Raw genomic sequence first — 17,769 nt, 5'->3', positions numbered from 1 at the left:
TTTCGATCACGTCCAGACAGAAAAAAACCGCCCAGGGGCGGCGCACAAGCAGGGAGTGTTCACGGATAGACCTGCCATCTCTGACCTCTGGTTTGGACCACCGAGCAACGCGCGCTGCGCGAGCAGGTCGTGTCCTAACCCCCTTTAGATCAGGTCTCTGGTTCGGACTCGGGGATGGATTGGGTCTGGGAAGTGCTCCCGCTGTCTTAATCCCCTTTAGATCGGGTCTCTGGTTCGGACACTCTTCACCTCCCGCGATGGGCGAGCGCGCCCGTCTTAATCCCCTTTAGATCGGGTCTCTGGTTCGGACTGCCAGTTGCCAGAAAGGCTTTCCAAACAAGCACCTGCAAGGGTGGTTCGCAAAAATTCCGGCAACCGGAAAGTTGACGTGCACGCGTGGCTCTCCGGGGGCTGCGCCAAGGGTCCGAGGGACTCAAGGTAAGCGACCCGATGCCCGCTGTCCACCGCCCCACTCAAGACTCGATCTCGAGCAGTCGGCGCGAAGCCTCGCGGACCAGCTCGGGCAGGTCGGTCGCCGGCACCGGGTAGCCGACGTGATAGCCCTGGATGGAGTCGCAGCCCTGGGCATGGAGATAATCGAACACATCCTGCGTCTCCACGCCCTCGGCGCAGACGGTCAGGCCGAGGTTGTGGCCGAGTTCGATGCTGGCACGGATGATCACCCGCGCCTCTGGCTGGTCGATGCAGTCGACCACGAAGGAGCGATCGATCTTGAGTTCGCAGAAGGGCATGCGATAGAGCTGCACCAGCGACGAGTAACCGGTGCCGAAGTCGTCGCAGGAGAGATTGAAGCCCTTGAGCCGCAACCGCGTGAGGATGTCCATGGCGCGCTCCGAGTCGCGCATCGCCCCGGACTCGGTGACCTCCAGGGTGAACCATTCGGGCGAGGCGCCGGCGCGCTCCACCAAGGCCGCGAGGCGGTCGGGATAGTCGAGGTCCTGGATCACCGCCGGGGCGATATTGACCGCGACCGACAGGTGCCGCCCCTCGGCCCGCCACTGCACCAGCTGGCGGGCGCTCTGCTCGACCATGGTCCAGGTCAGCGGCAGGATCATCCCGGTCGATTCGGCCAGCGGGATGAACTGCGCCGGCTCGATCAGACCATGCTGCGGATGCTGCCAGCGCGCCAGCGCCTCGGCCTCGCAGATGGCCGGGCCACCGGGATGCACCAGACAGGCCTTGGGCTGGAAGAAAGGCAGGATGTCGCCTTGATCGAGCGCTTCGCGCAGATCCGCCGCGCCGGGCTTGAATGTCCGCACGCCGATGGGCGCGATCAGGTTTTCGAGATCCTGGATGGAGAACGGCTTCCTGAGCGAGCCGAGCATCCGCAGCCCGTGGGTCTGGCCGATGCGCATCGCCGAGCTGACCACGCGGGTGTCGAAGCCGCTGATGACGACGATCGGCGCCGCGCAGCCCTGGTCGGCGAGATAACGCAGGATCTCCACCCCGTCGCCACCGGGGAACTGCAGATCGAGGGTGATCAGGGTCGGATCGATCGCCGTGAACACCGTCTCGAAGTCATCGCGAGACATCACCACCTGGACCTCGTAACCCAGGTCCTCGGCGACGTCGCGAATGAGATCACACACCCCGGGGGTGTCATCGACGACGAGAAGTCGCTCGCTATGCCTCATCAAGCATCATCCTTCGCTGAATTGACCGATTCGACAATGGCGCCGCCCTCCGGGTCGAGCAGCGTGCTCAGCACCTCGGCGAGCTTGCGCTCCGAGAACGGCTTGGAGATGAAGGGGTACGCGCCGAGTGCGCCGGCCAGATGGTCGCGAGGATGCCCCGAGGTCAGCAGCACCGGCAACGTCGGACGCAGGGCGCACGCCTGCTCGGCCAGCTCGGGACCGGAGAGACCGCCGGGCATGACGACGTCGGAGAACAGCAGCGCGATCTCGGGGTTAGCACGCAGCAACGCCAGGCCTTGCTCGCCATCCTCGGCGCTCATCACCCGATAGCCGAGCTCCGCCAACAGCGCGGTATGGGTCTCGCGCACCCGGCGATCGTCCTCGACCAGCAGGATCAGCTCACCCCGGCCATGACGGACGAGCGCCCGCCGGGCACCAGCACGCCAGGCCCCACTCTCCTGATCGTCGTCGGTGGCCTGTGGCAGATAGATGCGGAAGGTCGCCCCCTGACCGGGCTCGCTGTAGACCTGGAGATCGCCCATCGACTGGCGCACGAAGCCATAGAGCATGCTCAACCCGAGCCCGGTGCCCTGACCGGCGGGCTTGGTGGTGAAAAAGGGTTCGAAGATGCGTCCCTGGATCTCGCGGGGGATACCGGCACCGGTGTCGGTCATGCCGATCATCACGAACTCGCCGGCATTGAGCTGGGGATGGGTGGCGGCATAACGTGCGTCGAGTTCGATGTTGTCGGTCTCGATCAGCAAGCGTCCGCCCTCGGGCATGGCATCGCGGGCATTGATCGCCAGGTTGAGCAGGGCCGATTCGAGCTGCACGGGGTCGACCATCACCGGCGCGATCCGCTCGCACAGCCGCAGCTCCACCTCGATCTGCGAGCTGAGGGTGCGCCGCAGCAGGTCGGTCATCCCCGAGACCAGCGTATTGACGTTGGTGAGCCGGGGCGCAAGCGGCTGACGACGAGCGAAGGCGAGCAACTGCCGGGTCAGCTCGGCGCCCCTGGCCGTCGCCTCCAGGGCGTTGCGCACGTTGGTGCGAACCCGGTCGTTATCGCGTACCCGGCGCTCGACCAGTTGCAGATTGCCCATCACCACTGCCAGCAGGTTGTTGAAGTCGTGCGCGATGCCACCGGTGAGCTGACCGATCGCCTCGAGCTTCTGCACCTGACGCAACTCGTCCTCGGTGCGTTTCTTGTCGGTGACATCGTTCATCACCGCCAGGGCGCGCACCAGCCGCCCCTCGGCGTCGACCTCGGCGATCGCCGAGAGCTCGATCTCCAGCGGCGTGCCGTCGCGACGCACGAGGGTATAGGCCACCCCCTCGCAACTGCCCTGACGCACCAGCATCGGCAATGCCTGCTGGGTGTAGAAATGGCGTGACGCCGCGGTGAGGAACTCGACCACCGGACGACCGATGACCGCCTCGCGGGTATAACCGAGCTTGCGCAACCAGTAATCGCTGACCGCCACCAGCCGACCCTCGGCATCGATCGAGCTGAGCATCACCGGGGTGTCGTTATAGAGTGAGCGATAGCGTTCGCGACTCTCGCGCAACGCCTCCTCGGCACGGATGCGCTCGGTGACGTCGGTGAGGATACCGACGAAATGGACCAACTCGCCGTCGTTGTCAAAGACCGGTGCGAGCGAGATCTGGTTCCAGAACAGGCTGCCGTCCTTGCGATAGTTACGCAGCAACACCGTGACCGGCTGCCGCCCGCCGAGCGCCTCCCGGAGCGTCTCCACACCGGGCTGATCCGAGTCGCCGGCCTGCAACAGTCGGCAGTTATGACCGACGACCTCGCTGGCGCGATAGCCGGTGATGCGCTCGAACTCGGGATTGACATAGACCAGCGGGTTGTCGGCGCGGCGCGCATCGGTGATGAGGATGCCGCAACTGGCCGCCTCGATCGCGCGGTCGCGCAGATTGAGCGCGGCCTCGGCCAGCTTGCGCGGGGTGATGACCTCGGTGAACATGATGATCCCGCCGACCGACTCGCCGTCGAACCAGGGGTGGATCTCCCAGCGCACCCAATCGACCGTACCGTCGGCCCGGGTGAATGGGTCCTCCTCGTAACGCTCGATCTGCCCCTTCAGACAACGCTGATGGATGGCGCGCCAGCGCTCCGGGATCTCGGGGAAGATGTCGTAATGGCAGTGGCCGAGCAACGCCCGATCACCGAGCCCGTAATCGATGCGCCAGCGCTCGCTGCACAGCAGATAACGCATCTCGCGATCGAACATCGCCACCGCCGCCGGGGTATGACGGACGAAGGTCTGCAGCCGCGCGCGCTCCATGCGCAACGCCTGCGCGGCATCATGGCGCACCGAGACATCCCGCACCACGCAGATCGACAGCCGCAGACCGGCCGCGTGCATGGCGCTGCGCGAGACCTCGAGCGGGATCTCGCTGCCGTCGTCCCGACGCCCCCGCATCTCGCACGAGAGATCGACATCGTCCAGGGCCAGCCCGGGGATCAGCGTCTGGACATCGTGATCGACCATGGCGCTCGCCGCGCGCCCGAAGATCTGCGCCGCGGCCGGGTTCGCCGAACGCACCCGACCCTCGGCATCGACGGTGATGATGCCCTCGGCGACGTGCTCGGTGATACCGCGCAGCAGCTCGCGCTCGCGCATGATCCGGCGCGCCATCGGGCGGAAGCTGAAATGCCAGATCCCGATCAGACACAGCAGCAGCGAGAGAAACAGCGCCACGCCGAACCAACGGACCGCGCGGACGCCATCACTCACCTCTCGCTCGAACTGCTTGGTGAGCGCCTCGAGCCCGAGCACCACCTCATTGCGCAACGCCCACAGCTCCGGGAGCACGCCCCCCGTGCCGCCGCGCTCGCCGAGACCGGATGCCAGCGCCTCGCGCACCCGGGCAAGATAACGCACCATGGCGTCATCGAGCCGATAGGGCAGCTCGTGATAGATGGCCTCCACCGCGTGACTCTCCGCGCGCGCCAGCCGCAACTCGGCGGAGCCGTCGATCAACGCGCGATGCACCCGCTCGAGCTGGGCCAGATTGGCCGCGAGTTCATCGTGCAGGCGTTTCACCTGCCCCGGCTCCTCGGTCAGCGGCAGCCGGGTCATCAGGGCATCCACCCGGGTCACCAGCATCCGCTGCCGCCCCGAGAGATTGACCACCCGGCTCGCCCCCTCGAGTTCGCGCAAGCCCTCGGAGAGGACGAGAAAGCTTGCGCTCAGCAACAGCGCGATGATCGTCAGGCTGGCGATCAGATAACCACGCAGGGCGAAGACCTCACCGACACCGACCGCCCTCGGCAGCAAGACACGTCCACCGGTACGACCACCGGCGACCGTGAACGCACTGTCAGCTCGATCAGGCATCGCCCCCTGCCCCTCTGTCATGCTCGTCCCAGATTCATCCGGGCGATATCAATGGATCCCGCCACGCATCTGACGCAACTCCAACAGATCCATGGTCAGGCGCGCGAGATCGCGCAGGATCAACTGATGCCCGCCGGACATCCCCGGGCGGGGCGTGGCGTCGATCACGCACAGGGTGCCGAGCGCGAAGCCGTCGGCGGTGAGCAAGGGCGCCCCGGCATAGAAACGGATGTGCGGCGGCCCAGTCACCAGCGGGTTGTCGCAAAAGCGCGGGTCGCGCGTGGCATCGGGCACCACCATCACCTCGGTGCCCCGGATGGCGTGCGCGCAGAAGGCCCATTCGCGCGGGGTCTCACGCCCGGCCAGCCCGCAGGCCGACTTGAACCACTGTCGATCCCGATCCACCAGCGAGATCAGCGCGATCGGCGCCGAGAACAGAAAGGCCGCGACCCGCGTCAACCGGTCGAACCCTTCCTCGGGCGGCGTATCGAGCAGACCGTAGCGCGCGAGCGCGGCCAGACGATCCGCTTCGTTGCTGTCTTCGCTCATAATCCCCCGCTTGACCCCCATGAAGACTCCCGCTCGGCCCAGGCACACGACACGCAGCGACCCTCGGTCAACGGCCTGATGCAACCGTAGCTACAGGGATGGTGGCAGTGGGGGGGGAAGCCAAGCCGGAGGCGATGGGGGGCGGGGGAAGCCTCAGAGCACTGAAAAACCGAAGTGATGAACGAACAGATCGTGCAATCCGGGAACGATGTTGATGAGCGCTTCGGTCGGGATGGTTTCGTCGATCAGGATGGGCAAAGCGCTGAGGGCGGGGGCGCGTGCCCGAGATCCTGACTGTCGGCGACCTGATCGGTCGCCGCTTCCAGGCGCATCGGGTGCGGGAGGGCCACCACACTCGGGGCAGTCATGGGGTCCACACTCAGGGACCTGTAGTGCCAGTCGGGAATGAAGCCCTGGTTGGTGGCCAGAGTCAGTAGAGGACCGAGAGTGCGCGCGTAGGCATTCTGGAGTTGATCGAAGTCCAACAGCGCTTCCAGCGACGGTAGATGCAAATCGGCCAGATAGTCCTCGACCACCTTGCCGAAGCGCGCCTCGCCGAGCGACTGGCGGGCGATCAACAAACCGCGATGCTGCAAGGACACGAAGCCCGGCAGATAGTCAACGCTCGGGAGCCGGTTGGATTTGGCCGAGTTCACCGCAGACGGGGTTGGGATCAGGTTCCAGAGCTGATCGTGAACCACGAACGACCACGGCAGATAGTGATCGAGAGCGAAGCTCGCGGCAGTCAGCGGCTCGCCGGAATAGATGCAGGTCAGCGGGGGATCGGTCTCCTGCTCCAGGATCCCGCGCCAATACTTCGTCTGCTTGGTCAGCGCCTCGCGCTTGGCCGGAGGAAAGAGTTTGTTCGACAGACTCGGCGTGGTTGGATTGCGCCGCTGCATGTAGTGCAGCCAGCGCCACGCCGCCCAGCTCTTGATGATCGACCAGTGTCGCTCCAAATAGGCCACCCAGGCTGGATGCCAGCGTATGGCCGAGCAGTGCTGATAGTCGTCGCTATCGAAGCGGTAGAGTGGACGTGCCGTCTCGAAGTGGGTATTGGTGATCGCGGGCATGGCGCGCTCGAACACCATCCAGGCACCGCGATCGACGCCCTGCAAGTGCGGTTCAAGGAAGGGAGCCAGCAGACGATAGGGGACGAACTCCATCAGCCGCCCGGCGTCCTTGAGCGAAGCCGCTTCCAAGGCTGCACGCAGTGCCTTGTGATCCACAACGCTGTGATTGGCGCGACCCAAGTCCAGCTCTAGCCCATCGAGCTTCTGCGCGATCGTATCCTGAGCGCCGAACGACAGCTTGAAGAAGGTGTGCGGATACCACGCGATCACCAGCATCTCGACGGTGAGTTCATCGTATGTATAAGGCCGTTCGGCGTCGAAGCGGTGACGCTTGAGCAGATCCAGAAGCGCGAGGAAGAAAACGAACTTGTAAGAGTTCGTGGTGTGCCGGAACAATGCCGAGAGCGCGCTGATGTTGAGTTCGGGTGCGGGAGGTAGCGAGTTGTTCCCGATCGGATCGATCATGCTTCGGCGTACCCTATCGACCTGAGCAGCGCATCGATGCAGGCGTTCGATGAGCGCCAAGTCTCTTCCATCATGGCCAGCTGGTCACCTTCCAGGTTGGCGAAACCCAAACGAGGGGCAATGTCCCCAGCATCCCATCATCCAGAAGGGCCAGCGTCAAGGTCTCGACATTGAAGCGAGCGGGCCAGCTCGGGAGCATTGGACTCGATCCGGCTTGGGATGTCGTGCTCGACCGAGCGCTCCAGTGTCGGGCACTTTTCTCTCAGAGGGGGCGAACATTCTGGCCTAGAAGGCATTCATCATCAGCCGCTAGCACAGATCCTTGCCGGGGAACGGCTCGGCACCTTGGGCTTCGGTATTGGCCGCTGCGATGAACGGCTCGGCGGTCTCGTCGATGGTCTTGGCAGCCGCCGCGAGAAAGCCGTCGATGCGCTCAAGACCTTCCTGACATCCCAGAAAGCGATGATCCAGCAGGGTATTTTCGATGCTATCGCGGGCGAGTTCTGAGACCTGGGGGTCCAAGGGCGATGGCGATTTCGGGCGGCGTGTAGACGCGTAACTGTAGTGCACCCACAATCCCCGCATGACTCTTGATTACTACAACACCCATGCCAGCGCTTTCTTCGCCGCGACGCACGACGTCGACATGGAGCCGCTCTACGCACGCTTTCTCGCTCATGTCCCGCCGGGCGGGCGACTGCTCGATGCCGGATGCGGCTCTGGCCGTGATACCCGCGCCTTCCTGGAACGCGGCTATACCGTGACCGCTTTCGATGCCTCGCCGACCCTGGCCTCGCTCGCCACCGCCCATTGCGGGATCGATGTCGAGATTCGCCGCTTCCAGGAGGTCGAATGGTCTGCAACCTTCGACGGCATCTGGGCCTGTGCGAGTTTGCTGCATGTGTCGCTGACCGAGCTGCCTGCCGCTTTGCACCGACTCGCGCGATCGCTCAAACCTGCCGGTGTGCTCTATGCCTCGTTCAAGTACGGCACGGGCGAGCATGAGCACAACGGTCGACGATTCACCGATCTCGATGAGGATAGGCTTGCAACACTGGTGTCCGAGACCGAGGAACTGGAGACTGTGGAGGTCTGGACAACGGCCGACCGGCGACCGGGGCGAGAATCCGAGTACTGGCTGAATGCGCTGCTACGACATCCGTAAGGTGTTGAAGTTTGGCGGGACATGATAGGGCCAGACGCAGCAGTCATCCTGAAAATGATATCGACTACCCAATGCAAGCGGTTCTCCACCCCCGGTGTCGGTGCACCGCTTGGCAGCGCTGACGAGCGTCGTGCGCGAGGCGGGTGATGTCGTAGCCGAACTCGCGGCAGATTTGCTCGCCGAGGTAGCACTCGGCCTCGACCATGGCGACGCTGTGCAGTCTTCTCGTCCAGTGAGCTGGAGCAGGCAAAGCGAGGTCGTCGTCGACCCGGCATCGACGCACCTCACAGCACCCATGACCACTGTCGGCCTCCTCGTCGGTCTCGGCGCGCACCTGGCACCTTCACGTCGAGCCGTCTCGAAGTCGTCACTGACTGCTGTGTAGGGTTCAGACGACTGCCTTCGTCGTCGATCCGGGGATGTCAGAGTTGGTGGGCCGTGTAGGATTCGAACCTACGACCAAGGGATTATGAGTCCCCTGCACTAACCGCTGTGCTAACGGCCCGATGGGGTCTGACCCGCCGCGGATGGGCGGGTCGAAAGGATAGCCGATCAGTCGGCGTCGAGGAAGCTGCGCAGGCGTTCCGAGCGGGTCGGGTGGCGCAGCTTGCGCAGGGCCTTGGCCTCGATCTGGCGGATGCGCTCGCGGGTGACGTCGAACTGCTTGCCGACCTCTTCGAGGGTGTGGTCGGTGTTCATGTCGATGCCGAAGCGCATGCGCAACACCTTGGCCTCGCGCGAGGTGAGGCTGGCGAGCATGTTCTGGGTGGCCTCGCGTAGCCCCTCGGAGGTGGCCGAGTCGACCGGGGAGACGACGCCGGCGTCCTCGATGAAGTCGCCGAGGTGCGAGTCCTCGTCGTCGCCGATCGGGGTCTCCATGGAGATCGGCTCCTTGGCGATCTTGAGCACCTTGCGCACCTTGTCCTCGGGCATGTCCATGCGGATGGCCAGCTCCTCGGGGGTGGCCTCGCGGCCCATCTCCTGGATCATCTGACGGGAGATGCGGTTGAGCTTGTTGATGGTCTCGATCATGTGCACCGGGATACGGATGGTGCGCGCCTGGTCAGCGATCGAGCGGGTGATCGCCTGACGGATCCACCAGGTGGCGTAGGTCGAGAACTTGTAGCCGCGACGGTATTCGAACTTGTCGACCGCCTTCATCAGGCCGATGTTGCCCTCCTGGATGAGATCGAGGAACTGCAGCCCGCGGTTGGTGTACTTCTTGGCGATCGAGATCACCAGTCGCAGGTTGGCCTCGACCATCTCCTTCTTGGCGCGACGGGCCTTGGCCTCGCCGATCGACATCTTGCGGTTGACGTCCTTCACCTCGGTGATGGTGAGGAAGTTCTCGCGCTCGAGGTCCTGGAGCTTGCGCTGGGCGCGACGCACGTCGGCGGCCAGGGGCTCGAGACGCGCGGCATAGGGCTTGCCGCTGGCAAGCAGCTTGTCGAGCCACTCGGGGCTGCTCTCGTTGCCGCTGAAGCCCTCGATGAAGGCCTTGCGCGGCACGCCTGCCTGACGCACGCAGAGCGACTGGATCTGGCGCTCCTGGGCGCGGATGCGCTCGATGGTGCCGCGCAGCAGCTCGGCGAGCTCCTGGAACACCGCGGCGACCAGCTTGAACTGGAGGAAGACCTCGGAGGTCTCGGCCATCGCCTTGCGCGAACGCTCGTCGTCGCGGCCGTACTGCTCCAGCGCCTCGCGCATCACCGCGAAGTGCTCGCGCAGCAGCTTGGCGCGGCGTGCCGCATCCTCAGGATCGGGGCCGGTGTCGACCGGGGTGTCGTCTTCGTCGTCGTCGTCATCGTCGGCGTCGCCATCGTGATCGGCGTCGTCGTCGGCAGCGGCGTTGTTCTTGTCCTTCTGCTGGGCGGACTGACCGTGCTGGACCGGGGTGGCCGGCTCGTCATCGGTGGCATCGTTGAAGCCGGAGATGACATCGGTCAGGCGCTTCTCCTCACGCTCGACCTGGTCGAACAGCTCGATCAGGCGCTCGACGGCGCGCGGGTAGACCGACAGCGCGGCAAGCACCTGGTTGAGGCCGTCCTCGATGCGCTTGGCGATGATCAGCTCGCCCTCGCGGGTGAGCAGCTCGACCGAACCCATCTCGCGCATGTACATCCGCACCGGGTCGGTGGTGCGACCGAACTCGCTGTCGACCGAGGCCAGCGCCGCCGCCGCAGCCTCCGCAGCCTCGTCGTCGGAGACCGCAGAATCGCTCAGGGTCTGGTCATCGGCATCGGGCGCGGTTTCATGGACCATGATCCCCATGTCGTTGATCATGCGCACGATATCTTCGATCTGCTCGGCCTCGACGATACCGGGAGGCAGGTGATCGTTGACCTCGGCATAGGTCAGAAACCCTTGTTCCTTGCCCCTGGCGATCAGCTGCTTCAGCTGCGACTGATGATGTTCTTGGTCCATGGGATACCTTGACTAATGCTGCGGAAGGCGGCTTTTGAGCAAACTTCCGATTGTAGCACGAAAAATCACAAAGTTATGAGTCATCGCGATGAGTGCGTGGATCATCCGGGTCCCGCCCGACCCGTGCACGCAGCTTGTCGTCGAGGCTGCGCAACCATTCGCGCTTGCGGACCTCGGCACCGAGCCGCTCCAGCGCCCCGTCGAACTCCGGCCCCGCGCCCTCCTCGGAGACATGCCGCAGGAACGGATGTACGCTCAGGCGCTGCAGATAATCGAAGTGCGGGTGATCACGCCAGCGCTCGATCAACGCAGCCTTGGTGAGAGTTGGGTGCTGCCGAATGGTTTCAAGCAACTCCACGAGGATTCCGACCCCTTGATTCGAGGCGCGTCGCCAGTCCGTCGGCAGCTCGTCCACCCGCGCCATCAGTGACGGGTGATTGAGCAGCAGCGCGATGGCCCAGGCGGTACGACTCGGGCGCTGCTGCTCCAGCGCGCTCTGACGCGGCGCCCGCGATGTTCGACGTCGCGACGAGGGCGCGCGCCGCTCCAGCCCGACCAGCTCGCTCAGGCGCTGCTCGAGCAGGTCACGAAAGACCCCCGCGGGCACCCGATCGATCAATGGCCGGGCCAGCGGCGCGAGCCGCGCCCGGCCATCGATGGTGGTCATGTCGACCTGGGCGGTGAGCTGGTCGAACAGGAACTGCGACAGCGGCGTCGCCTGCTCGACCCGGGCAAGGAAGCCCTCGGCGCCCTCCTTGCGCACCAGGGTGTCCGGGTCCTCGCCCTCGGGGAGGAACAGGAAACGCTGGGTCTGGCTGCCGCTGGCCAGCGGCAGCGTGGTCTCCAACGCCTTCCAGGCCGCGTCGCGACCGGCGCGATCGCCATCGAAGCAGAACACCAACTCGGGCGCGGTGCGCGAGAGGCGCTGCAGATGGTCCGCGGTGGTCGCGGTCCCCAGGGTCGCCACGGCGCAGTCGATACCGTGTTGCGCCAGGGCGATGACGTCGAGATAGCCCTCGACCACCAGCACCCGCTCGAGCCCGCGCCGGACACCGCGCTGGGCCTCGAACAGTCCGTAGAGTTCGCGGCCCTTGTGAAAGAGCGGCGTCTCCGGCGAGTTCAGATACTTGGGGCGGCCGTCACCGAGGATCCGCCCCCCGAACCCGATCACCCGACCGCGCCGATCGCGGATCGGGAAGATGATGCGATCGCGAAAGCGATCGTAGCGCCGCCCGTCCTGCTCGCCGATCAGACCGCAGTCGACGAGCTGGCGACAGCGCTCAGGCGTACGCCCCAGACGCGAGAGCAGGAAATCTCCACCCCCGGGCGCGAAACCGATACCGTAACGGGCGGCGATCTCGCCGCTCAACCCACGCGACTTGAGATAATCGATCGCCCGCGCGGCCTGCGGGTGCTCGCGCAGCTGGCGGCGAAACAACCCGTCGGCCTCGTCGAGCAGGGCGAACAACGGGCCGTGATCCGGCCCGCGCACCTGCTCCCCGCCCTCGATCGGGACCTCGACACCGGCGAGCCGGGCCAGTTCGTCGATGGCCTCGCGAAACGGCAGACCATCGTGCTCCATGAGGAACCCGATGGCGGTACCGTGAGCGCCGCAGCCGAAACAATGATAGAACTGCTTGGCCGGACTGACGGTGAAGGACGGGGTTTTTTCTTCGTGGAAGGGACAACGCGCCTGGAATTCCTTTCCGGCCTTGCGTAGCTGGACCCGCGCGCCGATGACATCGACGATGTCGACGCGCGTGAGGAGATCATCGATGAACTCCGGAGGGATCTTGCCAGCCATGCGCGGATGCCAACGCCCGGAGGCGCGCGACGATCCGGTACTCAGCCCCCGAGCCGCTGCTTGACGAGCGCGCTCACCGCGCCCATGTCAGCACGCCCCTGGATCTTCGGGCGCAGCACGCCCATCACCTTGCCCATGTCGCTCATCGCGGCGGCACCGGTGGTCTCGACGGCCTCGTCGATACAGGCGGCGATCTCGGCCTCGGTCAGCTGTGCGGGCAGATAGGTCTGGATGATCTCGACCTCGGCGCGCTCGCCGCTGGCCAGGTCGTCGCGACCGGCCTGGGTGTACTGATCGATCGAGTCGCGACGCTGCTTGACCATCTTGTCGAGCACCGCCAGCACCTGGGCGTCGTCGAGCTCGATGCGCTCGTCGACCTCGCGCTGCTTGACCGCGGCCATGATCAGCCGGATCACCGCGAGCCGGTCCTTGTCGCCCGCCTTCATGGCGGACTTCATATCCGCTTGGATTTGCTGCTTGAGCATGTGTCTTTCAGGAAGCCTGAGGGATGGGGTCAGGCCGAGATCGTTTCGCTCTGGACGCGCAACGGAACCGACAGGGCGAGACAGGCGCCGGTCCGTCGACCTCGGTCAGGGATACGCCGGGGATGGAACCTCAGTACGGGCGTTCCCAGCGACGTGCCTCGCGCTGCAGCTTCTTCTGGTGGCGCTTGACGGCCGCAGCCTTCTTGCGCTTGCGCTCGGAGGTGGGCTTTTCGTAGAACTCGCGACGGCGGACCTCAGCAAGCACCCCTGCCTTTTCGCAGGAACGCTTGAAACGTCGCATGGCGACCTCGAACGGCTCGTTTTCTTTGACGCGAACGCTGGGCATGGATTGTCCTTTATGGCTCCAAGTGGGTTGATTGGGCAATACAAAGAAGGGGGATTTTACGAGAACCCCGAGTCGATTGCAAAGACGAAAGCACATACACCCCGGCGAGAAACCTCGCCAGGGGACCGGGGCCTGTGGGCCCGAGCGCGTATACTAAACCGTTTGCGATTCCAGTGTTCGAGGGCCATTGCGGCATGCGTGTGTTAGGTATCGAGACATCCTGCGACGAGACCGGCGTCGCCCTGTACGACGGCGAGCATGGTCTGCTCGCCCACGCGGTCTACAGCCAGATCGCGATCCACGCCGAGTACGGCGGCGTGGTGCCCGAGCTGGCCTCGCGCGATCATGTCCGCAAGGCGCTGCCGCTGATCCGCGAGGTGCTCGACGAGGCCGGACTGACGCGCGAGGACATCGACGCCGTGGCCTTCACCGCCGGCCCCGGGCTGATCGGCGCGCTGCTGGTCGGCACCGCGCTCGGGCGCAGCCTCGCCTGGGCGCTCGGCGTGCCGGCGGTGGGCGTGCACCACATGGAGGGGCACCTGCTCGCGCCGCTGCTGGAGGACTCGGCCCCCGCCTTCCCCTTCGTCGCCCTGCTGGTCTCGGGCGGACACACCCAGCTCGTCGACGTCACCGGGGTGGGACGTTACCGCATCCTCGGCGAGTCGCTCGACGACGCCGCCGGCGAGGCCTTCGACAAGACCGCCAAGATCCTCGGTCTGCCCTACCCCGGCGGACCGGCGCTCTCGCGCGAGGCCGAGCAGGGCGATCCGACGCGCTATCGCTTCCCGCGCCCGATGACCGACCGGCCCGGACTCGACTTCAGCTTCAGCGGCCTCAAGACCTTCGCCCTCAACACCCTGCGCGAGGCCGAGGCGGAAAGCGGCGGCAGCATCGACGCACAGACCCGCGCCGACATCGCCCGCGCCTTCGAGGAGGCGGTGGTCGACACCCTGGTGATCAAGTGTCGCCGCGCGCTGCGCGAGACCGGGCGCCGCCGCCTGGTGCTCGCCGGCGGGGTCAGCGCCAACCGCAGGCTGCGCGCACGCATGGGTGAGGCGCTCGCCGCCGAGGGCTGTGAGGCGCACTACCCCCGCCCCGAACTCTGCACCGACAACGGCGCCATGATCGCCTATGCCGGCTGGCAGCGTCTCGCCGCCGGCGCCACCGAGCCGCTGCTGTTCAAACCCCGCGCGCGCTGGCCGATGGAAGAGCTCGCACCGCTCACCCCTGCCATCGAAACGGAGATATAGAGCACGATGGACAGCTTCACCGAGACCACCCACCGCTCCTGGTTCAGCCGCATCGGCGGCGCGCTCACCGGCATCCTCTTCGGCCTCATCCTGGTGGTCGTCGCCAGCTCGCTGCTGTGGTGGAACGAGGGACGCGCGATCGATCGCACCCGCACCCTCGATGCCGGCGCCGAGGCCGTGGTCGCGATCGCCGCCACACCGGTCGACCCGGCCAATGATGGCGAACTCGTCCATCTCAGCGGCGCGACCCACACCGATGCACGGCTGCGCGACCCCATCTTCGCCATCGAGGTCCCGGCGATCCGCCTGGAGCGCCAGGTCGAGATGTATCAGTGGAGCGAGCAGCGCGAATCGGAAACGGTCAAGGAACTCGGCGGCGGCGAGACCACGCGGACCACCTACAGCTACCAGCGCACCTGGTCGAGCCAACCGATCGACTCCAGCGGCTTCCGTCACCCCGAGGGCCATCACAACCCGACGATGCCCTACACCAGCGAGCAGTGGCAGGCCGACCGGGTGACCCTCGGCGCCTTTCGCCTTGCACCCGCGTTCGTCTCGCAGATCGGCGGCGCGCGGACGCTCCCGGTCGACGCCGAGGAGGCACCGACGGGCTTCGTCAGCGACGGCAGCGGCTTCTACAAGGGCACACCGGCGAACCCCGAGGTCGGCGACCTGCGAGTCAGCTTCCGGGTGGTCGACCCCGATGGCGAGATCAGCGCGATCGGGCGCCAGCAGGGCGACACCCTGGTCACCGCGCGACTCAAGCACGGCACCATCGCCCTGCTCGAGCCGGGGCAGATCGACGCCATCACCATGTTCGAGCACGCCCACAGCGCCAACGCCCTGCTCACCTGGGGGCTGCGCGTGGGCGGCGTGGTGGCGCTGTGGATCGGCCTGGCGCTGATCCTCGCACCGCTCAAGGTCATCGCCGACCTGATCCCGATGCTCGGCAGCCTGGTCGGCTTCGCCACCGGACTGGTCGCGGCGCTGCTCGCACTGGCTACCGGCAGTCTGGTCATCGCCCTGGCCTGGATCGCGCACCGTCCATTGCTCGGCGGCGCCTTGCTGGTCGCCGCACTGCTGTTCGCCGTGCTCGGCGCCGGACAGTGGCGCAAGGGCGCACGACAGGCCGCGACCAGCACCACCGCCTGAACGCACGAACGCGCCGCCTGCATCGGCAGGCGGCGCGTTCGTGAGCGCGACAGCGAGGCGGCGGCGAACGACTCAGTCGCCCGCGCTGATCCGTCCCTCGGTGCCTTCGAGCAGGTTGCGGATGTTGCTGCGGTGACGCCAGATCAGCAGCCCGGTGATGATCAGCTGCATACCGATCAGCGGCTTCTCGTCCCAGAACAGCCATACGAACAGCGGCGCCAGCGCCATCGAGATCAGCCCCGAGAGCGAGGAGATCTTCAGCACCTTGGCGACGAACAGCCACACCGCGGCGACACAGAGCCCGATCGGCCAGTAGAGGCCGAACTGCACGCCGAGCGCGGTGGCGACCCCCTTGCCCCCCTTGAAGCCGAAGAACACCGGGTAGAGATGGCCGATGAAGGCGGCCAGACCGACCCCGGCGAGCGCCACCGGGTCGAGCCCGAGCAGGTGCCCGGCGAGCATCGGCACCAGCCCCTTGAGGCTGTCGCCGAGCAGGGTGATGGCGGCGGCCTTCTTGCCGCCGAAGCGCAACACATTGGTCGCGCCGGGGTTGTTCGAGCCCTGGGTACGCGGATCGGGCAGCCCCATCAGACGGCAGACGATGATGGCGCTGGAGAGCGAGCCCAGCAGATAAGCGACGATGATGAGCAGGATGGATATGATCATGGCGCGCATTGGACCCGGGATGCCGCCACAGGTCAAGCCTCGCGCGTACCGGCGCGGGGGCGTATCCTCTCTCGCTTTTCGCCGCCACCGGAGCCTGTCATGGACACCGTCTTCATCCGCGGCCTGCGCGTCGACACCGTCATCGGCATCCACGACTGGGAGAAGGCGCAGCCACGCCCGCTGATCCTCGACCTGGAGCTGGCCACCGACGCCGCCCGCGCCGCCGCCACCGACCACATCGACGACGCCCTCGACTACGACGCCGTCGCCCGCCGCATCCGCCGCGAGGTCACCGACAACCGCGCCGAGCTGATCGAGACCCTGGCCGAGCGCTGCGCCGCCGTGCTGCGCGAGGAGTTCGGCATCCCCTGGGTACGACTGCGCATCAACAAACCCGGCGCCATCGGCGTGGGCATCGACGTCGGCATCGAGATCGAGCGCGGCTCGCGTCAGAACGGCTGAGCCGCTGAGACCCAAGAACGTGCTGGAGAGAAGCGCCTCCAGCGATCAGCCTTTCAGCCGCCAGCCGCCAGCCGCCAGCCGCCAGCCGCCAGCCGCCAGCCGCCAGGAGATTGAACCGCAAAGACCCAAAGGACGCGAAGAAAGCCGAGCCGCGTGAGGGCAGACGGCCACTGGCGGCTGGCGGCTCCTACTTCACGGCTCGCACAGAGCCAACTCGCCTGATTTCACCACCCACGCATCACGGAGACGCGACACCAAAATGGCCTGGATCTATCTCGTCATCGCCGGCATGTTCGAATGGGGTTGGCCGGTCGGACTCAAGCTCGGGATGACCGATCAGGGCATGCGCTGGGGTTGGATCCTGTTCGCGGCCGCCTGCATGGTCGCCAGTGGCGCACTGCTGCTGCTCGCCCAGCGCGACATCCCGATCGGCACCGCCTACGCAATCTGGACCGGCATCGGCGCCGTCGGCGCCTTCGCCATCGGCATCTGGCTGTTCGCCGAACCGGCCACCCTCGCCCGCTTCTTTTTCGTCGGCCTGATCGTCATCGGCATCGTCGGACTCAAGCTGGTCTCGCCGGAGTAAGGGGGAGGCGAGCCGCCGGCTTTCAGCCGCCAGCCTCCAGCTATCAGCCTCCAGTGCGGTAGGCCGGGCAACGCGCAGCGTGCCCGGCGAAGAGGCGGATAGCTTGTGAAGATGGGCACGTTGCACTTTGCCCATCCTACGCGGCTTGCCGTTTGCGACGGTCGCTGAGTGAGGACGCCGACTGGAGGCTGGCGACTGATAGCTGGTCACTTTCCCCTTCGCGTTCCTTGCGGCTTGTATCTTGCCACCCCGTGGTGGTTAGCTCCCACCGCGCGAGATTGAGGCAGCTCGATTGCGACTGAAGGCCTGGACCTTGCCGCAA

15 protein-coding genes and 1 tRNA gene are annotated in these 17,769 nt (G+C 66.0%); 5 read left to right on the top strand and 11 right to left on the bottom strand.

Features of this window, described 5'->3' with window-relative positions; all coding sequences use genetic code 11:
- Window positions 1–473: 473 nt before the first annotated feature.
- The 5 genes from EDC29_RS14410 to EDC29_RS14390 form a co-directional block, all read right to left on the bottom strand.
- Window positions 474–1,655: an EAL domain-containing response regulator gene (locus EDC29_RS14410; RefSeq protein ID WP_132230453.1), complete on the bottom strand. Its 1,182-nt coding sequence runs from the start codon at window positions 1,653–1,655 to the stop codon at window positions 474–476.
- Complete coding sequence (locus EDC29_RS14405; RefSeq protein WP_165913543.1) at window positions 1,655–5,020, bottom strand: PAS domain S-box protein; 3,366 nt, start codon at window positions 5,018–5,020, stop codon at window positions 1,655–1,657. Before EDC29_RS14405 ends, EDC29_RS14410 begins: the two co-directional genes overlap by 1 nt.
- A gap of 48 nt (window positions 5,021–5,068) precedes the next feature.
- Entirely contained in the window at window positions 5,069–5,569 is a 501-nt protein-coding gene (locus EDC29_RS17635) for a GAF domain-containing protein (protein ID WP_274606703.1), read from the bottom strand.
- 245 nt (window positions 5,570–5,814) lie between these two features.
- A complete protein-coding gene (locus EDC29_RS14395) occupies window positions 5,815–7,107 on the bottom strand; it encodes an HNH endonuclease domain-containing protein (protein WP_132230447.1) in 1,293 nt (430 codons plus the stop codon).
- A gap of 309 nt (window positions 7,108–7,416) precedes the next feature.
- Window positions 7,417–7,677: a hypothetical protein gene (locus EDC29_RS14390; protein WP_132230445.1), complete on the bottom strand. Its 261-nt coding sequence runs from the start codon at window positions 7,675–7,677 to the stop codon at window positions 7,417–7,419.
- A gap of 13 nt (window positions 7,678–7,690) precedes the next feature.
- On the opposite strand from EDC29_RS14390, the gene EDC29_RS14385 reads away from it, so the two are divergent.
- The gene (locus tag EDC29_RS14385) at window positions 7,691–8,272 is read left to right on the top strand and encodes a class I SAM-dependent methyltransferase (RefSeq protein WP_132230443.1); all 582 of its coding nucleotides are present in this window, start codon (window positions 7,691–7,693) and stop codon (window positions 8,270–8,272) included.
- Between the two features lie 429 nt (window positions 8,273–8,701).
- Here the strand turns inward: EDC29_RS14385 and EDC29_RS14380 are convergent.
- The 5 genes from EDC29_RS14380 to rpsU form a co-directional block, all read right to left on the bottom strand.
- Window positions 8,702–8,777, bottom strand: a tRNA-Ile gene (locus tag EDC29_RS14380).
- A 47-nt stretch (window positions 8,778–8,824) separates the two neighbouring features.
- Window positions 8,825–10,696, bottom strand: coding sequence for an RNA polymerase sigma factor RpoD (gene rpoD / locus EDC29_RS14375; RefSeq protein WP_062275170.1), 1,872 nt, complete (start codon window positions 10,694–10,696; stop codon window positions 8,825–8,827).
- A gap of 73 nt (window positions 10,697–10,769) precedes the next feature.
- Window positions 10,770–12,500 (bottom strand): DNA primase, encoded by a 1,731-nt coding sequence (gene dnaG / locus EDC29_RS14370; RefSeq protein WP_123142100.1) that lies wholly within the window; start codon window positions 12,498–12,500, stop codon window positions 10,770–10,772.
- Window positions 12,501–12,541: 41 nt separating this feature from the next.
- Window positions 12,542–12,985: a GatB/YqeY domain-containing protein gene (locus EDC29_RS14365; RefSeq protein ID WP_123140666.1), complete on the bottom strand. Its 444-nt coding sequence runs from the start codon at window positions 12,983–12,985 to the stop codon at window positions 12,542–12,544.
- 130 nt (window positions 12,986–13,115) lie between these two features.
- Window positions 13,116–13,331 carry a 30S ribosomal protein S21 gene (gene rpsU, locus EDC29_RS14360; protein WP_005220880.1) on the bottom strand — a complete coding sequence of 72 codons (216 nt, stop codon included), beginning with the start codon at window positions 13,329–13,331 and terminating at the stop codon, window positions 13,116–13,118.
- Between the two features lie 194 nt (window positions 13,332–13,525).
- Between rpsU and tsaD the strand changes: the two genes are divergently transcribed.
- A complete protein-coding gene (gene tsaD / locus EDC29_RS14355) occupies window positions 13,526–14,581 on the top strand; it encodes a tRNA (adenosine(37)-N6)-threonylcarbamoyltransferase complex transferase subunit TsaD (RefSeq protein ID WP_132230441.1) in 1,056 nt (351 codons plus the stop codon).
- 6 nt (window positions 14,582–14,587) lie between these two features.
- On the top strand, window positions 14,588–15,733 hold the full coding sequence (locus tag EDC29_RS14350) for a TMEM43 family protein (RefSeq protein WP_132230439.1): 1,146 nt from the start codon (window positions 14,588–14,590) through the stop codon (window positions 15,731–15,733).
- Window positions 15,734–15,805: 72 nt separating this feature from the next.
- Here EDC29_RS14350 and plsY read toward each other — a convergent pair whose 3' ends face one another.
- On the bottom strand, window positions 15,806–16,399 hold the full coding sequence (gene plsY, locus EDC29_RS14345; RefSeq protein WP_132230437.1) for a glycerol-3-phosphate 1-O-acyltransferase PlsY: 594 nt from the start codon (window positions 16,397–16,399) through the stop codon (window positions 15,806–15,808).
- A 99-nt stretch (window positions 16,400–16,498) separates the two neighbouring features.
- Between plsY and folB the strand changes: the two genes are divergently transcribed.
- Both folB and EDC29_RS14335 read left to right on the top strand, forming a co-directional pair.
- Window positions 16,499–16,861: a dihydroneopterin aldolase gene (folB, locus tag EDC29_RS14340; protein WP_062275180.1), complete on the top strand. Its 363-nt coding sequence runs from the start codon at window positions 16,499–16,501 to the stop codon at window positions 16,859–16,861.
- A gap of 259 nt (window positions 16,862–17,120) precedes the next feature.
- Window positions 17,121–17,447: a DMT family transporter gene (locus tag EDC29_RS14335; RefSeq protein WP_123140663.1), complete on the top strand. Its 327-nt coding sequence runs from the start codon at window positions 17,121–17,123 to the stop codon at window positions 17,445–17,447.
- Window positions 17,448–17,769 lie beyond the last annotated feature (322 nt).

Origin of the sequence: Marichromatium gracile (assembly GCF_004343155.1) — a bacterium.
Lineage (GTDB): Bacteria > Pseudomonadota > Gammaproteobacteria > Chromatiales > Chromatiaceae > Marichromatium > Marichromatium gracile.
The sequence above is the reverse complement of the archived record's forward strand: the minus strand, read 5'-3'. Positions and strand labels throughout refer to the sequence as shown.